Source organism: Paracidovorax wautersii (genome assembly GCF_900113035.1).
GTDB lineage: Bacteria > Pseudomonadota > Gammaproteobacteria > Burkholderiales > Burkholderiaceae_C > Paracidovorax > Paracidovorax wautersii.
In genome coordinates this window covers 45,064-61,513 of sequence record NZ_FONX01000009.1, presented here as the reverse complement: position 1 = coordinate 61,513, position 16,450 = coordinate 45,064, and the positions used below count along the sequence as shown (strand labels likewise).

The following is a 16,450-nucleotide window of genomic DNA, read 5'->3' as shown; positions in this document are numbered from 1 at the left end:
GGCACAATCCGCCCTTGCCACCCGACCAACACCTGCAACGGAGACAAAGCAACATGATCCGCACCCTGCTGTCCTTCACCGCCCTCGCCTTCGTGGCCGCCACCGGCGCGCACGCGCAAGGCGCCGCCGCGCCGGCCGACTACCCCACCAAGCCTATCCGCATGATCGTGCCCTTCCCGCCCGGCGGCGGCACCGACATCCTGGCCCGCCTGGTGGGCACCAAGCTGGGCGAGACCGCGCACTGGACGGTGGTGGCCGACAACCGCGCCGGCGCGGGCGGCACCTTGGGCATCACCGAAGCGGTGAAGGCCGCACCCACCGGCTACGACATCGTGATGGGCCAGAAGGACAATCTGGTCATCGGCCCCTGGCTCTACAAGAACCTGCCCTGGGACCCGACGCGCGACCTCACGCCCATCGCCCATGTGGCCTACACGCCGGTGCTGATCGCCACCAGCGCCAACTCGCGCTTCAAGACGCTGGCCGACGTGGTGGCCGCCGCCAAGGCCAAGCCCGGCAGCATCACCTACGGCTCGCCCGGCAACGGCACCTCCATCCAGCTGGCGGGCGACCTGTTCGAGAAGGCCGCAGGCGTGAAGCTGGTCCATGTGCCGTACAAGGGCTCCAGCCCCGCGCTGATGGATGCGCTCTCGGGCAATGTGGACCTGCTGGTGTCGTCCGTGCCCTCGGCCATGGGCCAGATCAAGTCCGGCAAGCTGCGCCCGCTGGCCGTCACCTCGGCCAAGCGCAGCTCCAGCCTGCCTGACGTGCCGACGGTGGCCGAATCGGGCTACGCGGGCTTCGACGTCAGCACCTGGTACGGCCTGCTCGCGCCCGCCAACACGCCGCCCGCCGTGGTCAACCGCATCCATGCCGAAGTCAACAAGCTGCTGGCCATGCCCGACGTGAAGGCGGCCATCCAGGCCCAGGGCGCAGAGCCCGAAACCATGACGGCGGCGCAGTTCGGCGCCCTGATCAAGGCCGACCACGCGAAGTGGAAGGGCATCGTCGAAGCCTCGGGCGCCAAGATCGACTGACCCTGGGAGGGCCCCGGCGCGGGGCCCAGGCTGTGCACCAAAGAAAGCGGCTCCCGCAGGAGCCGCAGCGCCCTGTCGCCCCCCAAAAGCCCGGGGCGCAGGAGCATCACAGAACAGCGCGCCGAGCGCGCAGGTGCACGCTCAGTCGCGCACCACCAGCACCGGCACGTGGGCCACGCCCAGCACGCGCTGGGTCACGCTGCCCAGCACCAGCTTTTCCAGGCCGCGCCGGCCGTGCGAGCCCATGACGATCAGGTCGGCGCCGGTGGTTTCGGCCGCGCGGGCGATGCCGTCATGGATGGCATGGCCTTCGCCGATGGTGGTCTCCACCGCCACGCCGGCCTGCTCGAAGACCGCCTTGGCGGCATCCAGCGCGGTGTTGGCTTCTGCGGTGGCAGCGGTCAGGTACTGCGACTGGCCGTAGGCGAAGTCGGCGCCGACGCCGGTGAAGGGGTACGGGTCCACCACGTAGAGCGCCGTCACCTTGCTGCCGAAAGCCTTGGCCAGGCCGGCCGCCTTGGTCGCCGCGTTCAGCGCGGTAGCAGAACCATCGACGGGAATCAGAATGTGCTTGAACATGAGATGTGCTCCTTGAAAGTGGATGAACGGCCCCGCAGGGCCGGGTTCATGCCGACAGTGTGGCAGCACCGCCCGGCCTGCCTCTTGATGTCTGTCATAGCCCGGGGCTTTCGGCCCGGGTTCAGGAGGCCGCCTGCTGAAAGCCGCCACGCCGGCAGGTGACGACCAGCGTATCGCGCCAGCCGCCCTCTGCCAAGGGCTGGATGGGCGTGGTCTCATGGATCATGCGGGCATCGTCCAGCAGCAGCACCGACCAGGGTTCGGTCAGGGTAAAACGTTGGCCGAACGGGCCCGTGGCTTCGAAGATGCGCGTCTCGCCGCCCTTGACGCCCTCGCGCGCCACGAGGAAGACGGCCACCAGATCCACCCCGTCGCGGTGTGCGCCTTCGGGCGTGGGCCGGCCGATGCCGCCGGCGGTGTCGATGCGGAACTGGTGCGCCTCCATGAACCAGCGCTCGGGCGTGGATGCGAGCGCCGATTGCGCCAGCCCCGCCAGGGCGGCCATCAGCCGCTGCCAGGCCGGAGCGGCCAGCACCGCCTCTTCCATGGGCGTGAACCAGCGCTCCATGCCGCCGTGCAGCGCGTTGTATTCCAGAGGCTGCCAGTGCGCGCGGTGCGGCACGGCGTGCAGGGCGAAGGGCTCGCCCACGGCGCCGGGCTCCGCCACGAAGCTCGCGTGCCGGCGGCGGCGGTAGCGGCCGCCATCCTTCAGGAATTCATCGGGCGGCAGATCGCTCCAGCCCGCGCCCAGCGCCTGCAGCCCGGCCAACTCAACGCCGGCCCAGGCGGCCACGTCCTGCGGGCGGACGACGGCATGCCCGGCGGATTGCAATTGCTGGGCGAGGCCCCCCAGTTGGGCGTAGGGAGGCGAGAAGGTCACTTGGCTCATAGGGCGGCAAGCTTAAGGCAAGGCGGATGGGCGCTGGCCGGGGCGGGACGCTCCACGCGATGAAAATCACGCTCGCGCATCGAACGCCAGCGCCCGTACCGGACGCCCTGCGCTAGCATGCCGGGCAAGCACCAGGAGTTCACCCATGGCCTCAGAGCGCCGCCAGTTCATCCGCATCGCGTTCGACGCACCCGCCCAGTTCACCACCGGCCACGGCACCGTCGCGGCCCAGGTACTGGACCTCTCGCTCAAGGGCGCGCTGCTGCGCGTGCCGGCCGATCTGGCGCTGGCCGTGGGCATGCCCTGCCTGCTGGCGATCCCGCTGGGGCCGGAGGACGCGCACATCTCCATGTCAGCCGAGCTCGCGCATGTGGACAGCCGCGCGGACGGCACCCTGGCCGGCCTGCTGTGCCGGGTGATCGATCTGGACAGCGTGACCCATCTGCGCCGCCTGATCGAGCTGCAGATGGACGACCCGGCCCTGCTGGACCGGGAGCTGGCCGAACTGGCGGACCCAGGGGCTTGATCGGGCCAAGCTCGCCAGATCGGGGCCTGCACGGGCCCTAGGCCGGCTCGGCCTCCTGCAGCGCGCGCCACATCACCTTGCCGCTGCCGCTCTTGGGCAGCGCGTCGGCGAACTGCACGATGCGCGGGGCCTTATAGACGGCCATGTTGTCGTGGCACCAGGCCACGATGTCGGCCTCGGACACCTGCCCGCGCTGCTCGCTGCGCAGCACCACCACCGCCTTGACGGTCTCGCCGCGATAGGCGTCGCGCGCGGCGATCACGCAGGCCTCCTGGATCGCCGGGTGGCGGAACATCAGCGCCTCCACCTCGGCCGGCCAGACCTTGAAGCCGCTGGCGTTGATCATGCGCTTGAGCCGGTCGGTGAGGAAGAAGTAGCCCTCCTCGTCCATGTGGCCCAGGTCGCCCGAGCGGAAGAAGCGCTTGCCGTCCAGTTCGATGAACGCGGCCTCGGTGGCGTCGGGCCGCTTCCAGTAGCCGTCGAACACCTCGGGGCCGTGGATGACGATCTCTCCCTGCTCGCCCACGGGCAGCTCGCGCAGCGTGTCCGGGTCCACCACGCGTGCATCGGTGCTCATGAAGGGAATGCCCAGGCATTGCTGCTTGGGATGGTCGGGCGGGTTGGAATGCGAGGGCGCGGCGGTCTCGGTGAGGCCGTAGCCTTCGGAATAGCGCAGCCCGTACTGATCGAACAGGCGCTGGGCCACGGCCTGCGGCATGGCCGCGCCGCCGCCGCCGATGTAGCTCAGGCTCGACAGGTCGTATTCGGCGAAGCGCGGGCTGCCCAGCAGGTCGATGACCATGGTGGGGATATTGGTCCAGCTGGTGACGCGGTAGTGCGAGATGAGCCGGCCGGCAAGGTCTCGGTCCCAGCGCGGCATGATGACCAGCGTGCCGCCGCAGTAGATGGTGGTGTGCATCATGCTCACCATGCCAGTGATGTGGAACATGGGCACCACTGCCAGCACCACGCTCTCGGGCGAGGCCGTGCCCCACAGGCTGCCGGCGACGGCGTTGTGCATGATGCTGCGGTGCGGGTGGATGCAGCCCTTGGGCAGGCCGGTGGTGCCGCTGGTGTAGGGCAGCACGGCCAGGTCGCCTGACACCACCTCGTGCGCCGGCGCAGGCTCGGTACAGGCCAGCGCATCGGTCCAGGCATGGACCTCGCCACCCGCCAGCGCGGGCAGCGCGTGCCGGCCGCACAGCCAGTCGCGCCAGTGGGCGGGCACGGCATCGGCGCCGCCGGCATCGGGGTCGAACGCATCGGTGAAATGGGTGACGATCACATGGCGCAGGCCTGCCGCGGGCGGCACCCCGGCACTGGCCTGGCAGATGTCGGCCGCCAGGTCGGCGGTGGTGATGGCCACGCGGCTGTCGGGATCGGTGATGTAGTGCTTGAGTTCCTCCGCCCGGTTCATGGGGTTCACGGGCACCACCACCGCGTTGGCCCGCAGGATGGCGAAATGCGCCACCACCAGCTGCGGGCAGTTCTGCATGCAGAGCATCACGCGGTCGCCCTTGCGCACGCCCAGGGCGTGCAGGCGCGCGGCCAGACGCTCGGCGGAATCGGCCAGCTCGCGATAGGACATCTGTGCGCCGAAGAAGACCAGTGCGGCCTTGTCCGGATAGCGGCGGGCGTTGGTCGCCAGGTTGTCCCAGAGCGAGGTGGCGGGCACCCGCAGCGCGTGCGGCAGCCGGCGCGGCCAGAATCGGTAGTGAGGTCGCATGAACGTTTCCTTTGCCGCCTAGCCTAGGCGGGCGCGTCGGCCTGCGTATTGGGGATCGCACCAATGCGGCGTCACGCAGGTGACGGAGGAACTTCGGCGCGCGCGGAGACACCATCAGGACACCATTGTTTTGTAACGGTGTGTCCCCTGAGGGCGCTGCAGGCGGCCTGAACCGGGGCCTTTGAACGCCGATGAAGGACAATGCACGCGCAATGCGGCGAGCCGGCAGCCGGCCCGCCGATTTCCCCTTTTTTGACAGCTGCAGCCGGTGGCGCCGTAGCGCACCGGCCCGCCGGATCGTTCCGGTGCGCATGCAACGGACAACATGAACATAGTCATACTCGACGACTACCAGGACGCAGTGCGCAAGCTGCACTGCGCCTCCCGCCTGGACCCCTACTCCGCCAAGGTCTACACGAACACCGTCAAGGGACTGGGCCAGCTCTCGGTGCGCCTGAAGGATGCGGACATCATCGTGCTGGTGCGCGAACGCACGCAGATCACGCGCCAGCTGGTCGAAAAGCTGCCGCGCCTCAAACTGATCGCGCAGACCGGCAAGATCGGCAGCCACATCGACGTGGCCGCCTGCACCGAACGCGGCGTGGCCGTGGCCGAGGGCGTGGGATCGCCGGTCGCGCCGGCCGAACTCACCTGGGCGCTCATCATGGCGGCCATGCGCCGGCTGCCGCAGTACATCTCCAACCTCAAGCACGGCGCCTGGCAGCAGTCCGGCCTGCGGGCGGCCTCCATGCCGCCCAACTTCGGCATCGGCACCGTGCTGCGCGGCAAGACGCTGGGCATCTGGGGCTATGGCCGCATCGGCCAGCTGGTGGCGGGCTACGGCCGCGCCTTCGGCATGAACGTGCGCGTCTGGGGCCGCGAGGCCTCGCGCGTGCAGGCGCTGAGCGACGGCCTGCAGGTGGCCACCACGCGCGAGGAATTCTTCTCGCAATGCGACGTGGTCTCGCTGCACCTGCGCCTGAACGACGAGACGCGCAACATCATCACGCTGGAAGACCTCTCGGCCATGAAGCCGACCTCGCTCATCGTGAACACCTCGCGCGCCGAGCTGATCCAGCCCGATGCGCTCATCGCCGCCCTGAACCGGGGCCGCCCCGGCATGGCGGCGGTGGACGTGTTCGAGAGCGAACCCATCCTGCAGGGCCATGCCCTGCTGCGGCTGGAGAACTGCATCTGCACGCCGCACATCGGCTACGTGGAGCAGGACAGCTACGAGCTCTATTTCGGCGCGGCCTTCGACAACGTGGTGAACTACATCCGCGGCACGCCGACCAACATCGTCAACCCGGGCGCGCTGCAGGTCCGGCGCTGAGCCAGGCCCTGCAACTCACCGCCCGGTGAGCGCGCCGAAGGCCATCAGCGCGCCGATCATCACCGGCTGGTGCAGCAGGTAGTAGCTCAGGCTGTGCCGGCCCAGCGCCGGCAGCCAGCGCAGCGCGGCAGGCACCGGCCGCGCCAGCCAGGCCGGGCTGCGGCCCAGCAGCCACTGCCCCGCTGCCATGCCGCACCACATCACGCCCAGCCAGGGCAGCACCGGCACATAGTCTTCGGTGAAGGGCTTGCGCGTGATCAGCCCGAGCCAGTTGAGCGCACGGCTGTCGAACAGCTCCGCCCAGCCCTGCAGCGGGCCGCCCAGCGCCCAGGCGCCCGCAGTCGGCAGCAGCAAGGCGACCAACCCCAGCGGCCAGAGCCAGCGGCCCGCCGGCGCGCTGAACCGGGCGATCAGGAGCATCACGGCCATGCCGTGCAGCACGCCGAAATAGATGAAGCTGCGCGGGAACATCAGCATCGACCCGCCGGTGACCAGCAAGGCCGCCAGCACCACCTGCAGCCAGCGGCGGCGAAAACGCTGCCAGCCCAGCCCCTGCGCGGAGGCCAGCGCCTGCCCCAGGCCGGCGCAGGTCAAGAATAGGCTGACGATCATGACGCGCTGCAGCGTCCAGAACGGATCCGAGAGAAAGTTCTGCGGCCAGTAGCCGAAGTGGCTCAGGTCGAAGCAGAAGTGAAAGACCGTCATCCACAGCATGGCAACGCCGCGCAGCGCATCCACGGCGTCCATGCGGCCGGCCGGGGCGGGCGAGGAGGATGGGAGCGGCGGAGGAACGTGGGACATGCTGCTTGAGTGCTGCTTTACGCCAACGACGGAATCGACGGGCCCAGGAGCGGCACCGCGAGAGTGCCCGGCGGAAATGACAAAGGGGTTGCACCTTGCGGCACAACCCCTTGAATCAATGGTCGGAGCGGCGGGATTCGAACTCGCGACCCTCTGCTCCCAAAGCAGATGCGCTACCAGGCTGCGCTACGCTCCGACAACTAGCATTCTAACCGGCGCCGCCCGCCCCTCGGGGCAAATTGGGGGCAAATGCCGATATTTATTGATGATTGATCGATCGATGGTGCCGGCAGGCGCCATCGATGCGCAGCGCATCAGCGGCTGCTCGGGCCCGGGCCGCGGCCGGCCAGGTGGCGGAAGGTGATGCGGCCCTTGCTCAGATCGTAGGGCGACATTTCCAGCGAGACCTTGTCGCCGGCCAGGATGCGGATGTGGTGCTTGCGCATCTTGCCGCCGGTGTAGGCGATGAGCTGGTGGCCGTTGTCCAGCGTGACGCGAAAACGCGAGTCAGGCAAAACTTCCGTCACGGAGCCCTGCATTTCGATCAGTTCTTCTTTTGCCATGTTTTAAGTCGAGTTCCAAACAACAAATATTCTGGGAGCGCACCTGCGTGTTCGTGGGCGCGCCTGCAATGCCCGGGCCACGGAAACACCAAGCGATCGGGCCTTCTCTCAGAGGCTCGACAGCGCGGGCATGACATGCAGGGGAGTCGCTGCACCCGGAGCGCAGCAGGCGTGGGGGCCGGGGAGACGGCTTCAATGGACAGGCGAGTCGCTGTGCATTAGCCTGTCGATTGTACCGCGCTATGCTTATTCGCGCCAAGCCGGGGCGGGCCGCCTCCTTCCAGCCGCCTAGAATCACCGGCCCTATCGAGTGGCCCCAGGGGCCCCGCCCTACCGAACAAGGATCTCCCCCACGTGTCCGATCGCCTCGCCGTCCTCCCCCAGTACCTGCTGCCCAAGCAACTGCTCACCATGATCGCGGGCCGGTTCGCCTCGGCGCGCGCAGGCAGCCTGACCACGTCGGCCATCCGCCGTTTCGTGGCGCGCTACGGCGTGGACATGAGCGAGGCGGCCGATCCCGACATCGCCAGCTACGCCACCTTCAACGATTTCTTCACGCGCGCGCTGCGCCCGGACGCCCGCCCGATCGCGCCCGCCGCGGTGATCTGCCCGGTGGACGGCGCGGTGAGCCAGCTGGGCGCCATCGAGCACGACCAGATCTTCCAGGCCAAGGGCCACCGCTACACCACCACCGCGCTGCTGGGCGGCGACGCCGCGATGGCCGAGCAGTTCAAGGACGGCAGCTTCGCCACCATCTATCTCAGCCCGCGCGACTACCACCGCATCCACATGCCCTGCCCCGGCCGGCTGCTGCGGATGGTGCATGTGCCGGGCGCGCTCTTTTCGGTCAACCCGCTGACGGCGCGCGGCGTGCCGGGGCTCTTCGCCCGCAACGAGCGCGTGGTGTGCCACTTCCAGACTCCGCTGGGCCCGATGGCCCTGGTGCTGGTGGGTGCGACCATCGTGGGCAGCATGGCGACCGTCTGGCACGGGCAGGTCAACCCGCCACGCACGGGCAAGCTGCGCAGCTGGGACTATTCCACCCAGCCCATCACGCTGGCCCAGGGCGAGGAAATGGGCCGCTTCATGCTGGGTTCGACCATCGTGCTGCTGTTCCAGCGCGGCGCCGTGCAGTTCGAGCCCGGCTGGCAGGCGCTGCGCCCGACGCGGCTGGGCGAGGCGATGGCCCGGCGCCCGGCCCAGGCTATGTAGCAGCAGCCGCCGCCGATTCCGCCGCTGGGGGGGCGATGGCGGCCTGGCTCGAATGGCGTTCGGGGCGCCGCCGGGTCGTGAACACGGTGGGCTCCAGCTGGATGCGCGAGGGGTCGATGGCGCCCTCGCGCCCCACCAGATGCACCAGCAGCTCCTGCCGGCGCAGGACGATGTGGCTCACCGTCTCCAGATTGCCGCCCATCCGCACCTGGGTGCCGGGGCGAAACAGCGGCATCGCGAACGTCTCCTCCCAGCCGGGCAGCGGGGCCTGGACAGCACCAGGAACCGGCTGAACGGATTCCGCAGGGCGGGAGATAAGGGGTTGCACGTCGGGCATGCCGAATGTTAATCCTTGTTACATGTCAGCAGGCTGTCGATTGGCTGATTTTTCGCGGAATCGGTGAATTCCCTGGGTACGGCGGCGCTGCAGGCATGGCTCGCCCCGCTTTCACCGCCGCCCTGCCCGCTCCCGGGCAAATTCCAGCGCTGCCTCCAGCATGCGGCGCAGCGTGGGCTGCACGCGCGCGGCCACATCGGGCAGGTAGTCGAACGGCAGAGCCTCCTGCATGTAGCTCGACTGCGTCATCTCCAGCTGCACCGCGTGCACGCCCTGCTCGGGGCGGCCGTACTGGCGCGTGATGTAGCCGCCCTTGAAGCGGCCGTTGAGCACCGAGGGGTAGCCGCTCGCCTCGCCGATCTCCAGCAGCTGGCGCGCCAGCCCGGGGGCGCAGCTGGCGCCGTTGGCCGTGCCCAGGTTCAGGTCGGGCAGCCGGCCTTCGAAGAAGCGCGGCAGCACCGAGCGGATCGAATGCGCGTCCCAGAGGAGCGCCACGCCGTGCGCGGCGCGGATGCGCTCCAGTTCGCGCTGCAGCTGCGCGTGGTAGGGCACCCAGATGGCTTCGCGGCGGGCGGCGATCTCGGCTTCGTCGGGCACGGCGCCGTCCCGGTAGAGGGGGGTATCGTCGAAGGTATCGACCGGGCACAGCCCCGTCACGCTCTGGCCCGGATAGAGGCTGGCGCCGTCGGGCGGGCGGTTCAGGTCGATGACGTAGCGCGAATGCGTCGCCACCAGCACCGAGGCGCCTATCTCGCGCACGAAGCCGTAGAGGCGTTCCAGGTGCCAGTCGGTGTCGGGCACCTGGCGGGCCTCGTCGGTCAGGCGGCTGGCGATGGCGGGCGGCACATGGGTGCCCACATGCGGCATGGAGACCAGCAGCGGCGCGCTGCCCTGGTGGAAGGTGAAGGCGGGGTGGTCGTCGGTCTGGAGGGCTGCAGTCATGGCGGACAGGATAGCTTTCGGTAACGGGATGCGGGCGGTGCCGGATGCACCCGCTCAGTCGTCAGCGCGGATCGTGGCCGCGCGTGCCTGGACGAAGGCGTGAGCGGCTGCCGCATGCAGGGGATGGCGCCCCGCCTGCACGCGCTGGCGCCCGGCGACCCACACGCCCTGCACGGCCGAGGTGCGGTGGCTGGCGAACACATGGGCACCCAGCAGCTGTTCGGCCGGCAGGCCCTGGAGCGCGACATGGCCGGCATCGAGCGCCACCCAGTCGGCCTGCTGGCCCACGGCGAGGCCGGCCACCGGGCGGCCCGTGGCCTGCGCCCCGCCCTGCACGGCCTGCAGGGTCATGGCGGTGGCCACGTCGGGCTGGCCGCTGGCCGCCAGCACGTTGCGCTGGCGGGTCGCCAGGCGCTGGCCGTATTCCAGCAGCATGAGCTCTTCGGCCGCGTTCACGCAGGCATGGCTGTCGGAGCCTATGCCCCACCGCCCGCCGTGGCGCAGCCAGCGGGGCACGTCGAACAGGCCGTCGCCCAGGTTGGCCTCGGTGCTGGGGCACAGGCCCGCCACGGCGCCGGTGGCCGCGGCGGCGGCGTATTCGGTGTGCGTCATGTGGGTGGCGTGCACCAGGCACCAGCGGGCATCGACCGGGGCATGGTCCAGCAGCCATTCGACCGGGCGCTGGCCGCTCCAGGCCTGGCAGTCGGCCACTTCCTGTGTCTGCTCGGCGATGTGGATGTGGATGGGCGCGCCGGCATCCAGCGCCGCCAGGCCCGCGACGGCGGCGCGCAGGCTGTCGGGCGGCACGGCGCGCAGCGAATGCGGCGCCAGGCCCAGGCGGGCTGCGGGCCCTTGCAGCACGGGCGCGAGGCGCTCCAACAAGGAGAGCATGGAATCGGTGCTGCGCAGAAAGCGGGCCTGGTCGGCCCGGGGCGGCTTGCTGCCGAAGCCGCTGGTCTGGTAGAGCACCGGCAGCAGCGTGAAGCCGATGCCGGCCGTGCGCGCGGCCCGCAGCAGCGCGTGGGCCAGCGTGGCGTCGTCGGCGTAGGGCATGCCACCCTGGTCGTGGTGGACGTAGTGGAATTCGCAGACCGAGGTGTAGCCCGCCTCCAGCATCTCCACGTAGAGCCAGGTGGCGATGGCCTCCAGCGAGGCGGGCGTGATGCGCGCCGCGAAGCGGTACATGAGGTTACGCCAGCTCCAGAAGCTGTCCGACGCGCCGCCGGCGCGGTATTCGGTCAGCCCCGCGAAGGCGCGCTGGAAGGCGTGCGAGTGCAGGTTGGGCATGCCCGGGATCAGCGGGCCGGGCGCCACGGGCGTGCCCTGCGGCGGGTGCGCGCCGGGCGTGACGGCGGTCAGCTGGCCGGTGGCGTCCCATTCCAGCAGCACATCGCGGGCCCAGCCGCCGGGCAGGAGCGCCTGCGGCGCGAACAGCGCGCCGCGATCAGCGAAAGCATCAGACATCGAAGACCTTGCCGGGATTGAGAAGATGAAGGGGATCGAGCGCCTGCTTGATGGCCCGCATGGCCGCGAGTTCGGCCGGCGTGCGGCTGGCGCCGAGATAGGGTTTCTTGTGCAGGCCGATGCCGTGCTCGGCCGACACGCTGCCGGCAAAGCGCGCCACCTCTGCGTACACCAGCGCCTCGACGCCGGCCTCGTCGCCGCCCACGGTGGCGGCGTCGGTGGTCAGGTGCAGGTTGCCGTCGCCCACATGGCCGAAGAACACGGTGTGGTGGCCGGGCCAGCGCGCATCCAGCTGGGCGCGGCAGGCTTCGGCGAAGCGGCCGATGTCGGCCAGGGGCAGCGACACGTCGAAGTTGATGGGCGGGTGCATGTGCGCCGGCAGTTCGGCCGTGGCCTCGCGGATCTTCCAGAAGGCGCGTGCCTGGGCATGCGACTGGGCGATGGCGGCATCCAGCGCCACGCCGGCCTCCATGGCCTCGCCCAGGGCGGCTTCCAGCGCGGACTGCAGGGCACCCTCCTCCGCGCCGCCCACGTCGATCAGCGCCACGAAGGGGTGCGGGGCGGCGAAGGGCTCGCGCAGCTCCTGCCAGGCCAGCGAGGCGGCGACGAAGTCGCGCCACATCAGCTCATAGGCCGACAGCGCACCGGGAAAGTCCGCCTGCAGCCGCGCCAGCAGCTCCAGCGCGGCCTCGAAATGCGGCAGCGCCACCAGCGCCGTGGCGCGCGCCCGGGGCGCGGCCCGCAGCCGCAGCACGGCGCGGGTGACGATGCCCAGCGTGCCTTCTGCGCCGATGAACCAGTGCTTGAGGTCGTAGCCCGTGTTGTTCTTGAGCATGGGCCGCAGCATGGGCAGCACCTCGCCGCTGGCGAGCACCACCTCCAGGCCCAGCACCTGCTCGCGCATCATCCCGAACTGCAGCACGCCGTTGCCGCCGGCATTGGTGGCGATGCCGCCGCCGATCTGCGCGGAGCCCCGCGCGCCCCAGTCCACGCCCAGCTGCAGGCCGGCTGCGGCGGCGGCCTCCTGCACCGACTGCACGGTGGCGCCGGCCTGGCAGGTGAGCGTGGCGGCGCGCACATCCACGGCTTCGATGGCCTGCATGCGGTCCAGCGAGAGCGCGATGCCCTGCTCGCAGGGCACGGCGGCGCCGGCCAGGCCCGTCAGCCCGCCCTGGGGCACCACGGGCACGCGGTGCGCGGTGCAGAGCGCCAGCACGGCGCTGACCTGCTCGGTGCTGCGCGGGCGTACCAGGGCCAGCGGCTGCACCGGGGCCGCGCCGCTCCAGTCGGTGCGGTGGCGCGGGGGAATGGCGTCGCCGGTCTGCACGCCATCGGCGCCCACTACCTGCGCGAGGGCGGCCAGGAAGCCGCTCATGCGCAGTCGCCCTTGGCGATGCGGCCCTGGCGCACGATGGTGTGGGCGGCGCCCTGGCCGAACCAGTAGGCCAGCTCGGCGGCCTCCTGCACCGGCCAGAGCACGAAGTCGGCCGGGCGGCCGGCGGCGATGAGGCCGTGCGTTCCCTCCAGGCCCAGGGCGCGCGCGGCATGGGTGGTGATGCCGGCCAGCGCCTCGGGCACCGTGAGCCGGAACAGCGTGCAGGCCATGTTGGCCATGAGCCGCAGGCTCAGCGCGGGCGAGGTGCCCGGGTTGTGGTCGGTGGAGACGGCCATGGGCACGCCCGCCTCGCGCAGCGCCTGGATGGGCGGCAGCTGCGTGTCGCGCAGCGTGTAGTAGGCGCCGGGCAGCAGCACGGCCACGGTGCCGGCCGCCTTCATCGCCGCGATGCCTTCGGCCGACAGGTGCTCGATGTGGTCGCACGAAAGCGCCCCGTAGCGCGCCGCGAGCTGCGCGCCGCCCATGTCGGAAAGCTGCTCGGCATGCAGCTTGACGGGCAGGCCCAGCGCCTGCGCGGCCTGGAAGACCTGCTCGGTCTCGGCCAGGCTGAAGGCGATGCGTTCGCAGAACACGTCCACCGCATCCACCAGGCCCTCCGCGGCCAGCGCGGGCAGCATCTCGCGGCAGACGAGGTCGATGTAGTCCTGGCTGCGGCCGGCGTATTCGGGCGGCAGCGCATGCGCGCCCAGGAAGGTGGTGCGCACGGTGACGCCGGCGATCTCGCCCAGGCGGCGCGCCGCACGCAGCTGCTTGCGTTCGTGCTCCAGCGCGAGGCCGTAGCCGGACTTGATCTCGATGGCGCAGACGCCCTCGTCCAGCAGCGCCTGCAGCCGCGGCAGGGCCTGGGCGACGAGTTCGTCTTCGGTCGCCGCGCGCGTGGCCTTCACGGACGAGACGATGCCGCCGCCCGCCCGGGCCACCTCTTCGTAGCTGGCGCCCGCCAGCCGCATGGCGAATTCGTTCGCGCGGTGGCCGCCATAGACCAGATGGGTGTGGCAATCCACCAGCCCCGGCGTGGCGAGCAGGCCGCCGCCCGCATGGCGGGGCCGGGGGGCGTAGGCCGCAGGCAGCGCGGCGGCGGGGCCGACCCAGCGCACCCGGCCGCCCTCCACCACCACGCAGGCGGCGGCGCCTTCGGGCACGGCCACATCGGGCAGGGCCAGGCCCGGCGCCAGGCGCAGATCGGTCCAGACGCCATCGGCGCTGGGCAGGCTCGCGGGCAAGGAGGGCACGGGGTTCCAAGATGTCATGCTATTGATTCCATAGCTATAGGCGCCCTATCCATAAGCGCTGCAGGGCATTTTGGCGCCAAGACGGGCGCCATGGCTATCCAGGCCAGCCGGGCCCCCGTACCCGGCACGGGCACCAGCCCGCCGGCCTGCGGCGCAGGCGCGCTCCACCACAGGCCCTGCCCCGGGCCCAGTTCGCCGCCCCCGGCATCGCGCCAGGCACCCGCCAGCACCATGCACAGGCCGGCCGGCGCGCTGCCGGGGGCCACGGCATGGGCCAGGATGTCGATGCGGCCCGCCCAGGCATCGCGGCGGCGCATGAGGTTGAAGTCGGTGGAAGCACCGCCCAGCAGCGTGCAGTCCAGCGGCCGCTCGCCCGCGAAGGCGAAGGGCTGGCCGGGCACGTTCAGCCGGTGGTCGATGCCCGGGCCCTGCAGATGCACGCCGTCGCCGGCCAGCAGCATGATCTCGCGCTCCACGCCGGGGAAGGCCGAGAACGGGCCGGACCGGTCGATGCTCGCCACGCTCACGCGCCAGCCGAAGCCTTCCAGCCCCGCGCCGGGCGGCCAGCAGACGATCTCGCGCGTGGCGCCGCCGCCGTTCTTCCAGGGCATGGGCGCGATGGCGGCCAGGTCGAAACGCTGCAGCGACGTGGCAGGGTCCCGGGCGCGCGGCATCACTTCACCATCGGCAGATGCAGGTGGTGCTTCTTCGCGGTGGCGATGGCGATGTCGTAGCCCGCGTCGGCATGGCGCATCACGCCGGTGGCCGGGTCGTTCCACAGCACGCGGGCCAGGCGCGCGGCGGCTTCATCCGTGCCGTCGGCCACGATGACCACGCCGGCGTGCTGCGAATAGCCCATGCCCACGCCGCCGCCGTGGTGCAGGCTGACCCAGGTGGCGCCGCCGGCGGTGTTGAGCAGCGCGTTCAGCAGCGGCCAGTCGCTCACCGCGTCGGTGCCGTCCTTCATCGCCTCGGTCTCGCGGTTGGGGCTGGCGACGGAGCCGGTGTCCAGATGGTCGCGGCCAATGACGATGGGGGCCTTGAGCTCGCCGTTCTTCACCATCTCGTTGAAGGCCAGCGCCGCCTTGTGGCGCTCGCCCAGGCCCAGCCAGCAGATGCGCGCGGGCAGGCCCTGGAAGGCGATGCGCTCGCGGGCCATGTCCAGCCAGCGGTGGGTGTGCCTGTTCTCGGGGAACAGCTCCTTGATCTTGGCGTCGGTCTTGTAGATGTCTTCCGGGTCGCCCGAGAGCGCCACCCAGCGGAACGGGCCCTTGCCCTCGCAGAACAGCGGGCGGATGTAGGCCGGCACGAAGCCGGGGAAGTCGAAGGCGTTCTCCACGCCCTCGTCGAAGGCCACCTGGCGGATGTTGTTGCCGTAGTCCACCGTGGGAATGCCCATGGCCTGGAAGTCGAGCATGGCCTGCACATGCGCGGCGCAGCCCTGGGCCGCGGCCTTCTTCAGGCGGGCATGCTGGGCCGGGTCGGCGGCTGCGGCCTGCCATTGCTCCACGCTCCAGCCCACGGGCAGGTAGCCGTTGATGAGGTCGTGCGCGGAGGTCTGGTCGGTCACGATGTCGGGCTTGGGCCCGCCGGCACGGGCGCGCTTCACCAGCTCGGGCAGCACCTCGGCGGCGTTGCCCAGCAGCGCGATCGACACCGCCTCGCCCCGGGCCGTGTGGTGGGCGATGAGCGCCAGCGCGTCGTCGATGTCCTTGGCCTGCTTGTCCACGTAGCGCGTGCGCAGGCGGAAGTCGATGCTGCTTTGCTTGCATTCGACGGCCAGCACGCAGGCGCCGGCCAGCACGCCCGCCAGCGGCTGCGCGCCGCCCATGCCGCCCAGGCCGGCGGTGAGGATCCAGCGGCCCGACAGGTCGTTGCCGTAATGCTGGCGGCCGGCTTCGACGAAGGTCTCGAACGTGCCCTGCACGATGCCCTGGGCGCCGATGTAGATCCAGCTGCCGGCCGTCATCTGGCCGTACATGAAGAGACCCTTGCGGTCCAGCTCGTTGAAATGCTCCCAGGTGCCCCACTTCGGGACCAGGTTGGAGTTGGCGAGCAGCACGCGGGGCGCGTTCTCGTGCGTCTTGAACACGCCCACGGGCTTGCCGGACTGGATCAGCAGGGATTCGTCCGCCTCAAGGGTTTTGAGCGATGCCAGGATCTGGTCGAAGCATTCCCAGTTGCGCGCCGCGCGGCCGATGCCGCCATAGACCACCAGCGACTGCGGGTTCTCGGCCACGTCCGGGTCGAGGTTGTTCTGCAGCATGCGCCAGGCGGCCTCGGCCAGCCAGTTCTTGCAGTGCAGCTCGCTGCCGCGTGGCGCGCGGATGACGCGCGTGGGGTCGTGGCGGGGGTCGGCTGCGGTGGCGGCGGACAGGATGGCGTCGTTGGCGTTCATGGCATCGCTCCTTGG

16 protein-coding genes and 1 tRNA gene are annotated in these 16,450 nt (G+C 70.6%); 4 read left to right on the top strand and 13 right to left on the bottom strand.

The window, feature by feature from the left end; all coding sequences use genetic code 11:
• Positions 1 to 53: 53 nt before the first annotated feature.
• On the top strand, positions 54 to 1,037 hold the full coding sequence (locus BM070_RS14095) for a Bug family tripartite tricarboxylate transporter substrate binding protein (RefSeq protein ID WP_092940054.1): 984 nt from the start codon (positions 54 to 56) through the stop codon (positions 1,035 to 1,037).
• A gap of 141 nt (positions 1,038 to 1,178) precedes the next feature.
• On the opposite strand, the gene BM070_RS14090 is transcribed toward BM070_RS14095, so the two are convergent.
• Together BM070_RS14090 and BM070_RS14085 are read right to left on the bottom strand one after the other, a co-directional pair.
• On the bottom strand, positions 1,179 to 1,616 hold the full coding sequence (locus BM070_RS14090) for a universal stress protein (RefSeq protein ID WP_092940053.1): 438 nt from the start codon (positions 1,614 to 1,616) through the stop codon (positions 1,179 to 1,181).
• A 121-nt stretch (positions 1,617 to 1,737) separates the two neighbouring features.
• Positions 1,738 to 2,505 (bottom strand): 2OG-Fe dioxygenase family protein, encoded by a 768-nt coding sequence (locus BM070_RS14085; RefSeq protein WP_092940052.1) that lies wholly within the window; start codon positions 2,503 to 2,505, stop codon positions 1,738 to 1,740.
• A gap of 145 nt (positions 2,506 to 2,650) precedes the next feature.
• On the opposite strand from BM070_RS14085, the gene BM070_RS14080 reads away from it, so the two are divergent.
• Positions 2,651 to 3,031, top strand: a complete 381-nt coding sequence (locus tag BM070_RS14080; protein ID WP_092940051.1) for a PilZ domain-containing protein — start codon at positions 2,651 to 2,653, stop codon at positions 3,029 to 3,031.
• Positions 3,032 to 3,068: 37 nt separating this feature from the next.
• Here BM070_RS14080 and BM070_RS14075 read toward each other — a convergent pair whose 3' ends face one another.
• Positions 3,069 to 4,757 (bottom strand): long-chain fatty acid--CoA ligase, encoded by a 1,689-nt coding sequence (locus BM070_RS14075; protein ID WP_092940050.1) that lies wholly within the window; start codon positions 4,755 to 4,757, stop codon positions 3,069 to 3,071.
• 325 nt (positions 4,758 to 5,082) lie between these two features.
• Here BM070_RS14075 and BM070_RS14070 point away from each other — a divergent pair, with 325 nt between their 5' ends.
• Positions 5,083 to 6,090 (top strand): D-2-hydroxyacid dehydrogenase family protein, encoded by a 1,008-nt coding sequence (locus tag BM070_RS14070; protein ID WP_092940049.1) that lies wholly within the window; start codon positions 5,083 to 5,085, stop codon positions 6,088 to 6,090.
• Positions 6,091 to 6,105: 15 nt separating this feature from the next.
• Here BM070_RS14070 and BM070_RS14065 read toward each other — a convergent pair whose 3' ends face one another.
• The 3 genes from BM070_RS14065 to infA form a co-directional block, all read right to left on the bottom strand.
• Positions 6,106 to 6,891, bottom strand: coding sequence for an acetyltransferase domain-containing protein (locus tag BM070_RS14065; protein WP_092940048.1), 786 nt, complete (start codon positions 6,889 to 6,891; stop codon positions 6,106 to 6,108).
• Between the two features lie 119 nt (positions 6,892 to 7,010).
• Positions 7,011 to 7,087 (bottom strand) — tRNA-Pro (locus BM070_RS14060).
• A gap of 118 nt (positions 7,088 to 7,205) precedes the next feature.
• Positions 7,206 to 7,454 carry a translation initiation factor IF-1 gene (gene infA / locus BM070_RS14055; protein WP_007856902.1) on the bottom strand — a complete coding sequence of 83 codons (249 nt, stop codon included), beginning with the start codon at positions 7,452 to 7,454 and terminating at the stop codon, positions 7,206 to 7,208.
• Between the two features lie 354 nt (positions 7,455 to 7,808).
• On the opposite strand from infA, the gene asd reads away from it, so the two are divergent.
• Positions 7,809 to 8,666, top strand: coding sequence for an archaetidylserine decarboxylase (asd, locus tag BM070_RS14050; protein WP_092940047.1), 858 nt, complete (start codon positions 7,809 to 7,811; stop codon positions 8,664 to 8,666).
• On the opposite strand, the gene BM070_RS14045 is transcribed toward asd, so the two are convergent.
• The 7 genes from BM070_RS14045 to hutU form a co-directional block, all read right to left on the bottom strand.
• Positions 8,659 to 8,901 (bottom strand): hypothetical protein, encoded by a 243-nt coding sequence (locus BM070_RS14045; RefSeq protein ID WP_245785229.1) that lies wholly within the window; start codon positions 8,899 to 8,901, stop codon positions 8,659 to 8,661. The genes asd and BM070_RS14045 overlap by 8 nt on opposite strands.
• A 213-nt stretch (positions 8,902 to 9,114) precedes the next feature.
• On the bottom strand, positions 9,115 to 9,945 hold the full coding sequence (hutG, locus tag BM070_RS14040; protein WP_092940046.1) for an N-formylglutamate deformylase: 831 nt from the start codon (positions 9,943 to 9,945) through the stop codon (positions 9,115 to 9,117).
• 54 nt (positions 9,946 to 9,999) lie between these two features.
• Positions 10,000 to 11,409, bottom strand: coding sequence for a formimidoylglutamate deiminase (locus BM070_RS14035; protein ID WP_092940045.1), 1,410 nt, complete (start codon positions 11,407 to 11,409; stop codon positions 10,000 to 10,002).
• The gene (locus tag BM070_RS14030) at positions 11,402 to 12,784 is read right to left on the bottom strand and encodes an FAD-binding oxidoreductase (protein WP_092940044.1); all 1,383 of its coding nucleotides are present in this window, start codon (positions 12,782 to 12,784) and stop codon (positions 11,402 to 11,404) included. The genes BM070_RS14035 and BM070_RS14030 overlap by 8 nt, the downstream gene beginning before the upstream one ends.
• Positions 12,781 to 14,055, bottom strand: a complete 1,275-nt coding sequence (gene hutI / locus BM070_RS14025; RefSeq protein ID WP_092940043.1) for an imidazolonepropionase — start codon at positions 14,053 to 14,055, stop codon at positions 12,781 to 12,783. Before hutI ends, BM070_RS14030 begins: the two co-directional genes overlap by 4 nt.
• Positions 14,052 to 14,711, bottom strand: a complete 660-nt coding sequence (locus BM070_RS14020; protein WP_245785228.1) for a HutD/Ves family protein — start codon at positions 14,709 to 14,711, stop codon at positions 14,052 to 14,054. Before BM070_RS14020 ends, hutI begins: the two co-directional genes overlap by 4 nt.
• Complete coding sequence (hutU, locus tag BM070_RS14015) at positions 14,711 to 16,435, bottom strand: urocanate hydratase (protein WP_092940042.1); 1,725 nt, start codon at positions 16,433 to 16,435, stop codon at positions 14,711 to 14,713. The genes BM070_RS14020 and hutU overlap by 1 nt, the downstream gene beginning before the upstream one ends.
• Positions 16,436 to 16,450: the final 15 nt, after the last annotated feature.